This window comes from Corallococcus sp. CA049B, from assembly GCF_003611685.1.
Lineage (GTDB): Bacteria > Myxococcota > Myxococcia > Myxococcales > Myxococcaceae > Corallococcus > Corallococcus coralloides.
Genome location: NZ_RAWC01000281.1, coordinates 1 through 9,746 on the forward strand (window position 1 = coordinate 1; position 9,746 = coordinate 9,746).

Annotated in this window: 10 protein-coding genes; 6 read left to right on the forward strand and 4 right to left on the reverse strand. The window is 70.0% G+C overall.

Features of this window, described 5'->3' with window-relative positions; genetic code table 11:
• The coding region (locus tag D7W82_RS35700; protein ID WP_147439711.1) for a PLP-dependent aminotransferase family protein at nucleotides 1–949 on the forward strand (949 nt) is incomplete at its 5' end.
• Between the two features lie 10 nt (nucleotides 950–959).
• On the opposite strand, the gene D7W82_RS35705 is transcribed toward D7W82_RS35700, so the two are convergent.
• Nucleotides 960–1,166, reverse strand: a complete 207-nt coding sequence (locus D7W82_RS35705) for a nuclear transport factor 2 family protein (protein ID WP_233588141.1) — start codon at nucleotides 1,164–1,166, stop codon at nucleotides 960–962.
• A gap of 33 nt (nucleotides 1,167–1,199) precedes the next feature.
• Complete coding sequence (locus D7W82_RS35710) at nucleotides 1,200–1,793, reverse strand: DUF2239 family protein (RefSeq protein ID WP_120622580.1); 594 nt, start codon at nucleotides 1,791–1,793, stop codon at nucleotides 1,200–1,202.
• 107 nt (nucleotides 1,794–1,900) lie between these two features.
• On the opposite strand from D7W82_RS35710, the gene D7W82_RS35715 reads away from it, so the two are divergent.
• The 3 genes from D7W82_RS35715 (at nucleotide 1,901) to D7W82_RS40730 (ending at nucleotide 5,939) form a co-directional block, all read left to right on the forward strand.
• Nucleotides 1,901–3,403 (forward strand): acetyl-CoA acetyltransferase, encoded by a 1,503-nt coding sequence (locus D7W82_RS35715; RefSeq protein ID WP_120622581.1) that lies wholly within the window; start codon nucleotides 1,901–1,903, stop codon nucleotides 3,401–3,403.
• A gap of 119 nt (nucleotides 3,404–3,522) precedes the next feature.
• The gene (locus tag D7W82_RS35720) at nucleotides 3,523–3,885 is read left to right on the forward strand and encodes an Ig-like domain-containing protein (protein ID WP_120622582.1); all 363 of its coding nucleotides are present in this window, start codon (nucleotides 3,523–3,525) and stop codon (nucleotides 3,883–3,885) included.
• Between the two features lie 41 nt (nucleotides 3,886–3,926).
• Nucleotides 3,927–5,939, forward strand: coding sequence for an Ig-like domain-containing protein (locus D7W82_RS40730; RefSeq protein WP_158617788.1), 2,013 nt, complete (start codon nucleotides 3,927–3,929; stop codon nucleotides 5,937–5,939).
• Nucleotides 5,940–6,020: 81 nt separating this feature from the next.
• Here D7W82_RS40730 and D7W82_RS35750 read toward each other — a convergent pair whose 3' ends face one another.
• Nucleotides 6,021–6,491: a hypothetical protein gene (locus D7W82_RS35750; protein WP_147439712.1), complete on the reverse strand. Its 471-nt coding sequence runs from the start codon at nucleotides 6,489–6,491 to the stop codon at nucleotides 6,021–6,023.
• 202 nt (nucleotides 6,492–6,693) lie between these two features.
• Between D7W82_RS35750 and D7W82_RS35755 the strand changes: the two genes are divergently transcribed.
• Both D7W82_RS35755 and D7W82_RS35760 read left to right on the forward strand, forming a co-directional pair.
• A complete protein-coding gene (locus D7W82_RS35755) occupies nucleotides 6,694–7,590 on the forward strand; it encodes a DNRLRE domain-containing protein (RefSeq protein WP_120622587.1) in 897 nt (298 codons plus the stop codon).
• A 231-nt stretch (nucleotides 7,591–7,821) separates the two neighbouring features.
• A complete protein-coding gene (locus tag D7W82_RS35760) occupies nucleotides 7,822–8,652 on the forward strand; it encodes a hypothetical protein (RefSeq protein ID WP_120622588.1) in 831 nt (276 codons plus the stop codon).
• Here the strand turns inward: D7W82_RS35760 and D7W82_RS35765 are convergent.
• On the reverse strand, nucleotides 8,649–9,545 hold the full coding sequence (locus tag D7W82_RS35765; RefSeq protein ID WP_120622589.1) for a WD40 repeat domain-containing protein: 897 nt from the start codon (nucleotides 9,543–9,545) through the stop codon (nucleotides 8,649–8,651). The two genes, D7W82_RS35760 and D7W82_RS35765, sit on opposite strands and share 4 nt — an antisense overlap.
• Nucleotides 9,546–9,746: the final 201 nt, after the last annotated feature.

The window sequence follows — 9,746 nt, forward strand, 5'->3', positions numbered from 1 at the left end:
GCACGTGGGTGTCTCGCGGGGCGTGCGCGCGGAGGTGGAGGACGTGTTCATCACCAATGGCGCGCAGCAGGCATTGGATCTCGTGGGCCGGGTGCTCATCGAGCCGGGGGACTGCGTCGCCATGGAGGAGCCGGGCTATCCGCCCGCGCGGCAGGTGTTCCAGTCGCTGGGGGCGCGCGTCGTGCCCGTGCCGGTGGACGCGGAGGGGCTGGACGTGGCGGCGCTGCCGGACACAGCGCGGCTCGTCTACGTCACGCCGTCGCACCAGTTCCCGCTGGGCATGCCCATGTCCCCCGCGCGCCGGGTGGCGCTGCTGGAGTGGGCGAAGCGGCGGGACGCGGTGGTGATTGAAGACGACTACGACAGCGAGTTCCGCTTTGGCGGCAGGCCCCTGGAGACGCTGCATGGGATGGACCGCTCCGGGCGGGTGCTCTACGTGGGCTCGTTCTCGAAGGTGATGGTCCCCATGCTGCGGATGGGGTTCCTCGTCGCGCCGCCGTCGCTTCAACGGGAGCTGCGGTGGGCCCGGCGCGTGATGGACTGGCACAGTCCGGTACCGGAGCAGGCCGCGCTCGCGCGGTTCATCGACAGTGGGCTGCTGGCGCGACACATCCGCAAGATGCGGCGGGACTACGAGGCGCGGCACGCACGTGTGGCGGAGGGGCTTTCGCGCCACTGTGGTGGCTGGCTCCAGGTGGTGCCCTCCGTGGCGGGCCTGCACCTGTGCGCGACGTTCCGGCGAGGGGGCGTGGCGTTGGAGCGGGAGACGGTGGCGCGGGCCCGGGCCGCGGGCGTCGGGCTCATCACCCTGTCGCGTTACTTCATGGGACCGCGCGCCCGGCCAGGGCTGGTGTTGGGCTATGGCGGCATTCCCGCGGCACGCATCCCGGAAGGAATGAGGCGGCTGGGAGCTTGTCTCGGAACCGTGGCGGGATTGACGAGGGATTGAGCAACGCCTGTCACTTCGACAATCGGGTCGCGTGGCTCGCGGCGAGCTTCCACTGGCCCTCGCGGTAGACCCAGGTGTCGGTGAACTGGAAGTCGCCTTCGAACTGCGTCTTGCCGGAGTGGCCCTTGAGGGTGGTGCTGCCGGTGACGACCGCGGCGTCGCCGTCCAGGCTCTTGCGCAGCGTGGCGACGTCGGCGGTCTCGAAGGGAGACTTCATCGTGGGGAAGCGACCTCGGCACCCACTGGTGGTTCACGGCGTCTCCTTGGAGAAGGCGGGGGCCGCGAGCCTCCGGGCGCAGTCGCGGATGTCGTCCGGCCAGCTCCGGGTCCACTTGTTGAAGCGGGCGCGGTCGCCCGCGTAGAGCGCGCGAGCGGCCTCCTCGTAGCCCGGCGCGTTGCCGGCCATCGTGGTCATGAAGCGGTCCGCGGCGGCCTGCGCGCGGCGGACACGGTCGGCGTCTCCGCTGTTCGCGCGCGCGGCCTCCACCAGCTTGCGCAACGCCACGGACGCGCCGCCGGGCTGCTCGGACAGCCACTCCCAGTGACGGGGCAGCAGCGTCACCTCTCGGGCCACCACGCCGAGCTTCGGGCGGCCGGGGCCTCGGGGCTCGGTGGACTCGGCGGCCGGGTCCGGCGCGGGCTGGAGGCGGGCGAGCACCTCCTCCAGCGTGCCGCGCAGGTGGAAGTCCACCGTCCGGCCCGTGGCGTCGTCGAACAGGAGCAGCGATTCATGCTCGCCCTCGTCGAGTGCGTCCTTGGCGGCGGTGACGACCTCGGCCGGTGGGCCGGAGGCAAGCAGGCGCTGGCCGGCGAAGGCGGTCCAGATGGCGGAAGGCGAAGGCATGCCGGGGATATTACCCGGATATAAATGGGCGTCACTTCTACCCGGGTAATACGCGCGCGTTGACCGGGATGGCTGGCCGTGGGAGCAGGTCGGTCAGGAGGCGAGGCATGAAGGACGCGAACCGGATTCCTGTCATCGTGGGCGTGGGGCAGATCAACGACCGGCCGGAGGATCCGCTGCGGGGCCTGGACTCGCTGGGCTTGATGGAGGCCGCGCTGCGGGCAGCGGACGCGGATGCGGGCGGCGGCTGGCTCTCCCGGCTGGATTCGCTGGCGGTGGTGGATCAGCTCTCGTTCCGGCAGATGGGGCCGTTGCCGCTCGCGCTGGCGGAGCGCCTGGGTGCACGGCCGCGCCTCCATGAGCAGACGGCGGAGGCCAGCGGCGACAGCCCGGTGCGGCTGCTGCACGAGGCCGCCAACCGCGTTGCCTCCGGAGCCATGGAGGTCGCGGCGGTCGTGGGCGGTGAGGCGCTGCGCACGGCGGCCCGGCGTGCGGCGCTGGCCGCCGGGGACGCACCCTCGGCGCATAACGCCGCGACCAGCATCGGTGTCCAGGCGCACGCGGCCTACCGGAAGCGCTACGGCCTCAACTCTCCGGTCGACGTCTATCCCTTGTATGAGAATGCCGGCCGTGCCGCGTATGGCCAGACCCTGGCGGAGGCGCAGCGGGAGAGCGGCGAAATCTGGTCGCGGTTCTCGCAGGTCGCGGCGGGCAATCCGGGGGCGTGGCTCCGCGAGCCTTTGTCCGTGGAAGAGATTGTCACGCCCTCGCCGTCCAACCGGCCCATCGCGTTTCCGTATTGGAAGCGGATGGTGGCGAACAGCGCCGTCAACCAGGGCGCGGGGTTCCTGGTCACCAGCCTGGCGAATGCGCTCGCGCGCGGTGTGCCGGAGGACCGCCTCGTGTACGTGGGGCGGGGCGCGGCGGCGCATGAGCCGGAGGACTTCCTCGCGCGTGATGGCTATGCAAGCTCACCGAGCATGGCTGTCTCACTGCGCCGCACGCTGGAGCTGAATGGGCTGACCGTCGACATGCTCGACTTCGTGGAGCTCTACAGCTGCTTCCCGTGCGTGCCGAAGATGGCGCGCCGGGTGTTGGGCTGGCCGCTGGAGAAGCCCGCCACCGTGTTCGGGGGACTGACGTTCGGCGGTGGGCCCATCGCCAACTACATGGGCCACGCGGTGGTCAGCATGGTGCAGCGGATGCGCGAGCAGGGACGCCATGGCCTGCTCTTCGGCAACGGTGGCTTCGCGACGTACAACCACAGCCTCGTGCTCACGCGCGAACCTCCGCCCGCCGGAACACTGCCTGAAGCCTTCGAGCATCAGGCGGAGGCGGACTCCGCGCGTGGCCCCGTCCCTCCGTTCGTGGAGGACTTCACCGGCCCCGGCCGCATTGAAACGTACACGGTGCTGTACGAACGCGACGGCAGCCCCCGGTTCGGCGTCATCGTCGGGCGAGGCGCATCCGGTGAGCGCTTCCTCGCGAAGGTCCCGGCGCAGGACACCGCGGGCATCGGCTTCCTGTGTGACGGGAAGGAGGAACCTGTCGGCACGGAAGGGCACGCCGTCGCCGGAGCCGGAGGGGACATCCTCTGGCGCTGGGTCTAGACTTCATTTCTTGAAATACCGTTGTTAGCGACGACTGCGGCGGCAGCTTCAACAACGCCACCGTCAAGAAGCCCACCTGGAAGGCTCCGGCCACCCGGCCGTCCAGTGGCACCTGCACTGTGTCTGTCGCGCCCGATGACGGCCGCGGCGGAAGCACCCAGGGCTCCCTCAGCATCACCATCGGCCTGCCGGACGTCCCCGACGCCGCCCCCGTCATTGACCAGACCTTCCAGTCCGCCAGCACCGTCGAGCCGGGCGGGGTGGTGAACGTGCTCGTGGTGGCGCACGACCCGGAGGGCACCGCCCTGTCCTTCACCTGGAGCGCCAGCGGCGGCACGCTGGGCACCCCGGCCACCTCCGCGTCCCAGAGCGAAGTGCTGTGGACCGCGCCCGCCAGCGGCGGCCCCTTCACCCTCACCGCGGTCGTCATGGACGCGGCCGGAGTGCAGGCGACGCAGAGCTTCACCGTCAGCCTTCCCTAGCCCGCGTTTCCCGTGAACCTCTTGCTCCTTTTGGGAACCCCTTGAATCGACCACACCCATTCCAATCCCTGGCGCTCCTCCCGCTGCTCCTCATGACGCTCGCGGCCTGCGCTCCCGCTCCCGCTCCTTCCCAGGAGGGCTCGGCCGACATCGCCGTCTCGGCCCAGGCCCTCTCGACCTCGGACGTGGCCAGGGTCACCCTCACGGTGAGCGCCGCGGACCTCTCCGCTGACATTGTCGCCAACCTGCAGAATACCGGCGGCCAGTGGAGGGCCGTCCTCGGTGCGATTCCTGCCGGCGCCAACCGCACCTTCCGCGCCCAGGCCTTCGATTCCTCCGACACACAGGTCTATGAAGGCCAGGCCACCGGCGTCACCATCACCTCGAGCGCCACGGCCGCCGTGGTCATCGTGCTGCAGCAGACGACGGCGCCGACGCCCTTCGTCAACAGCGCGCCCAGGATTACCGGCCTCACGGCCTCCACCAGCCGCGTGGACGTGAACGAGTCCGTCACGCTCGCCGTCACCGACACGGACGCGGATGGCGACGCGCGCAGCTACGCCTGGACGGCGAGCGGTGGCACCTTCGTCGACGCGACCACCGCCAGCCCGACGTGGACCGCACCGGCCACGGAAGGAACCTATTCGCTGAACGTGAGCGTGACGGATGGGAAGGGCGGCCAGGCGGGCATCTCCTTGAAGGTCGCCGTGGTGCGTGCCAGGGGCTCGGCGGATGTCGCCGTCGCGTTCAACACCTGGCCCGTGGCGACCCTGGTGACGGGTACTCCGTCCGGCCAGGTGGCTCCTGGGGGTGTCGTGAGCCTGGATGTGGCGGCGGTGGATGCCGACAACGATGTGCTCAGCTACAGCTGGGCGGATGATTGCGGCGGCAGCTTCAGCGCGGACACGCAGCAGCGTCCAACGTGGACGGCGCCGGCCACGGCCCCCGCGAGCGCGGTGTGCAAGGTGACGGTGAGCTTGAATGATGGACGCGGTGGGAGCACGACGGGCCAGTTGGGCATCAACGTGGGGCTGCCCCAGATTCCCACCCGGCCCCCCGTCATCGATGAACTCTTCCAATCCACCGACACCGTGGCCGTGAACGGAACGGTGAATCTGGTCGTGAGCGCCTACGACCCCGAGGGTGCGGCGCTCACCTTCACGTGGAGCGCCAGCGGCGGCACGCTGGGAACTCCTGTCACCAGCGCCTCTCGGACCGAGGTCAACTGGACGGCCCCGTCGCTGGGAGTTTCTTCACTCATCACCCTGGTGATCCAGGATGCGAGCGGACAGAAGACGACCCAGACCTTCTCCATCAACCTGACTGGCGGGATGGTGACGTGCGTCAAGGTCGTCACCTCATACCTGAAGAAGGCGAACCCGTATGGCTACCCCGTCACCGTGAACTACAGCATGGTGGGCGGTGCTGGCGGTGGCATGGGCTATAATTTCAGGGGCTCGAACGGAGCCACCGCCACGGGGAGCTTCCCACTGGGTTCCGGGGACCTGGAGGTCTTCGTCGGGGGCGGTGGTGGCTGGGGGTCCTCCGATTATAATGGCAAGGGTGCCGGCGGTGCTGGCTATTACGGCGGTGGCGGGGCTTCCGCCCGGGGCGGTGGTGGTGGTGGCAGCAGCGCCATCTTGAACTCCAATCAACTCGTGGATGTCGCGGCCGGTGGACATGGGTTTGCCTCGTCGGGCGGCGGCGGGGGGAGCGCGACGGGCGGCACGGCGGGTGGCACAGGTGGCCTGGCCGGTACCCTTGGAGCCGGTGGTAACAGCCTCTATGCCCGTGGTGGGGTTGGCCTCAACGGCGGCATCGCCACCGACGTGAGCGCAGGGGGTGGGGGTGGCTATGGCGGCGGTGGTGGCGTCAGCGGCAGCGCGGGTGGCAGCGCGGGCGGCAATGGGGGCACCGGCGACGGCAGCGGTCTTGGTGCCAATACCTGGTCGACCGCCACGACCCTGCCGTCCGCGGCCGGTGCCGCCTCCGCCGGAGCAGGCAACGCCGGTCTGGTCATCCTGACCTACAACGCGGGCTCCTGCATGCTGTGAGCTGAGTTCGGTCTTCCAGACCGGTGACGGGAGGGCCTGAGGAGAGGGCCCTCCCTTCAAAGGCAGTCCATGCGCGGATGCTCAGCGGCGTTGGGCGGAGCCCGGCGCGCTTCCGCGGAAGTCGAACGCAGAGGCGGAAGGCGGGGACGGCACGGCACCGGTGTAGGCGGCCGTGGAGCCGCCCTGCGCCGCGCCGGTGGACTGGGTCCAGGTGGTCAGGCCCCAGATGAGGATCGGGATGCCCACCGCGGCGGGGAGGAAGGTGCCGACACAGTAGGCGCCGCCGACCTCGCCGCACGTGCTGGCGCCCGCCGCGACGTTCAGCCCGCCATAGGCAGTCAGCAGCGCGCCGAACACAGCCATGCCATTTCCAGGGTGGTCGATATCCGAGACGCTCGACCTGGGAATGGCGATCTCACTTCCCTTCGAGGACGTCTTCACGAAGAGGGAGTCCTGATCGCTGCGGACAATCCTGGCGGCGTAGGTTCCTCCATCCACGCGGGAGATGGTCGCGGTGGTCGAACAACCGGAGAGCAGCAGCAAGAACGCCACGGTGGGTTTCTTGGACATCTGTGTGGTCCCCCCTCAACGAAGTGTTTCCAGGGCAACTGTCCTGGCCCCGCTACGGCATGAGCAGGGACGCTGTGACGTCGTTCAGCTCCCCACTCGATAGGAATAAGACGGCGAGCTTGGAAATCCTTCAGAGGCTCTCGCGACGTGGACGGTCGTCCTGCCGCCCACGCAGGACGCGCATGTGGAGGCCGCGTCCCCGAACGCGAGCTTCGGCGCTTCCTCCACCTTGAAGGTTTCGCGAACCCCCGAGGCGCTGACGTACCTGCGCTTCTCCGGGGCCGAGCTCCCCGTTGCCGGGACGGTGACGTCCGCGAGGCTGCGCCTGTTCGCGATGAGCAACGCGGCCCAGGGCGCCGTCGTGCACGACTCGCCGGGCGTGCACCTCTGGGACGAAAGCGTGACGTGGAACACCCGGCACCACGCCTCGCTGCGGGTGGACGCGGAGCCCCGCGCGGAGGCCTTCCTCCGCTTTGATGTCCAGCTGCGGTCGGAACGCATCCAGCGGGTGGCGCTGCGCCTGTATGCCATTGACGGCACGGGCAACGGGCCCCGGCTCTACCGGGCGTCGACGTTCGACGGGGCGACGACGGACTGGAACCACCGCCCGGCGCCAGTGGGCGAGCCGCTGGTGGACCTGGGGGCCGTCGCGCGGGACGCGTGGGTGGAGCTGGACGTGACGAACACCGTGACGGCCTCGGGGACGTACGCGTTCGCGCTGCTGCCGGACAGCACGAACAGCGTGGGCTTCGTCTCCACGGACGCGGAAGCGCGCCACATCATCGGGGGCGCGCCCCGGCTGGTCGTCACGTATGAGAGCGACCCGTTCTGCTCGTACCGGGGCACGAAGCCGTCGGGGACCACGGCCTGGGTGCGTCAGGACGGAGGCGCGCAGGCGGAGGCCCCCGTTACGTGGCGCCCGCGCCGGATGGCGGGTTCGCGGTCGTCACCCGGCTCTTCGGCACGGGGACCCCGCCCGTCACGTCGGGTCACACCGTCACCCTGCACCGGGCGGATGGCGCCGTCGCGTGGACGCGCTCCTTCTCGCAGGCGGGGGTGCGGTTGGAGAAGGTGGTGGTGACCACGGTGGGCAACGTGCTGGTCGCCGGCAGCTACGACGGGGCACCGGACCTGGGCAAGGGGCCGCTGCCCCAGGGCTCCGGCATGGTGGTGATGAAGCTCACGCCTGACGGCACGGTGGACTGGACGCGGGGCTTCCGGGCCTGGTTCGGTGACCCGAGCGACCCTGAGAATTACCAAGACAACCCGATGGAGGTGCTCGACCTAGCGCACGGATGCGCATGGCAGCGCGGTGCTCGTCGGCACGTTCTGGGGCTACACGGACTTCGGCAACGGGCCGGTGTACTCGGGCAAGGCGTTTCCGTACGACGACACGTACCCGAACTCCTACGTGCTGAAGCTCCAGTGGGACGGTGCGCACCTCTGGTCGCGCGTGCTGGCCGGGACGTCCCTGGTGGGCACGCGGGCGAACAGCGTCGCCGTGGACGCCAGCGAGGGCGTCATCGTGGGCGGCCAGGCGGGGGACAATACCGACTTCGGTGGTGGCACCGTCGCGCAGCGCGGAGGCTTCGTCGCCCGGTATGGCGTGGGGGGCGACTTCGGCTGGGCGCGGGTGATGAGCGCGCGCTACGGCGAGGTGAACTCCGTGGGCGTGCTGCCCGACCAGCGCATCGCCTTCACCGGGAACTTCAACGGGTACCTGTCGTTCGCCGGCCAGGACTATGTCAGCCGCGAGCCGGAGGAATACGAGGGTGCCCGGGATGCGCTCGTGGGCGTGCTCACCGCGGCGGGAGGGGATGTGGGCTTACGGCAGTTCGCGCACTCCGGGTTCACGGACATGGTGGTGGACGGGGCCGGGAACATCGTGACGGCCCAGGACGGCGCGGGGAACCTCGTCGGGCTGGGCGACGTCGGTTGGCGGCAGGACGAAGGGCCCCGGCCCACGCTGGCGGCCTTCGGTCCCGGGCTGGAGTCCCGGTGGGGCCGCGTGCTGGGGCTCACGTCGGTGCATGAGTTCCACCTCGCGTCCTCCCCGGACGGCGTCGTGGTGGCAGGCAACCTGAACGATGCGCTCGAGATGGACGGCACCTGGTACACGCCGCAGGGGAAGGCGCTGTGCTAGTCCAGAGGCACCGACAACAGCTCCCGCTGACACGTCACGTAGAGCGTCCGGTCGTGCACCAACAGCCCGCCCAGGTCGGCGTGGCCGAGGTCGTGCACGGCGAGGCATTCGGTGGAGTCGAGCGACCAGACGCGCACGGTGCCATCGGAGCTTCCGGTGCACAGCAGCCCGCGCGAGGGCTCCACCGCGACGAAGTCCACCCCGTCCGCATGGCCCTGCCATTGCCGCACGACGCGGCCGGTGCGGCTGTGGAACATGCGGGCCACGAAGTCCCAGGAACCGCAGAGGAGGTGCTCTCCGTCGGGGTGCCAGGCCAGCGCCCGGAGGGTGTTCGACGGGTGGTTCCTCACGATGCCGAGCTGATTCTTGCGCTCGGCGCCGAGTGGCTCAGGGCGCGCGGTGGCCATGCGCAGGTGGAAGAGGGCGCGGACGTTGAGCGTGAGGCTTTCGAGCAGGTGCACGGCGCCGTTGCTTCCGCCCACGGCGACGAGGCCCTGGGCGGGCGCATGCGCGAGCGCGTAGAGCGGTCCGGTCTCCAGCGTGCGCAGGTTCTCGCCCGTCCAGGCGTCCCACAGCCGCGCGCTGCTGTCGGCGCTGATGGAGACGACGCGGTCCTCGCTGACGACCGCGGCGGCCTGGACCTCCTCTCCGTGGCCCTCGAAGGTCTGCATGCGTCGCCAGTCCTTGGAGTCCCAGATGGCCAGGCCGCGGATCTTGTACGCCTCGAGCACGCGGCCCAGCCCGGCCTCACCCGCCAGCCGGAACCAGGGCTCTCCATTCCGACAGATGGCGCCCGTCTTCAGGACCCGCGTGCACTCACCGGTCGCCAGACTCCAGAGGAAGATGCGCCCGCGGCCGTTCGCGGCGATGTGACGCCCGTCGGGCCACAGCATCGGCGCCCCGAGCGGATCTCCGTCGGTTTCGCCCTCATCGAGCCACTGGGAATACCGGCGCCACATTGCTTCAGTCTAAGCCAGAGGAAGTAAGTCCTGTCAGGGGGTAGGATTGCCGCTCCTCCGGTTGTGCAGAAGGAGCGGCGAAGTGCCCCACCAGCACCGAGAGTTGGAGCTGACGGCAGCCGAGCGGCGCCGGCT

Excerpts from the sequence above, each read along its gene's own strand:
- D7W82_RS35705 (WP_233588141.1), bottom strand. The coding sequence starts at position 1,166 with ATGAAGTCTCCCTTCGAGACCGCCGACGTCGCCACGCTGCGCAAGAGC.
- D7W82_RS35710 (WP_120622580.1), bottom strand. The coding sequence starts at position 1,793 with ATGCCTTCGCCTTCCGCCATCTGGACCGCCTTCGCCGGCCAGCGCCTG.
- D7W82_RS35715 (WP_120622581.1), top strand. The coding sequence starts at position 1,901 with ATGAAGGACGCGAACCGGATTCCTGTCATCGTGGGCGTGGGGCAGATC.
- D7W82_RS35765 (WP_120622589.1), bottom strand. The coding sequence starts at position 9,545 with ATGCTGTGGCCCGACGGGCGTCACATCGCCGCGAACGGCCGCGGGCGC.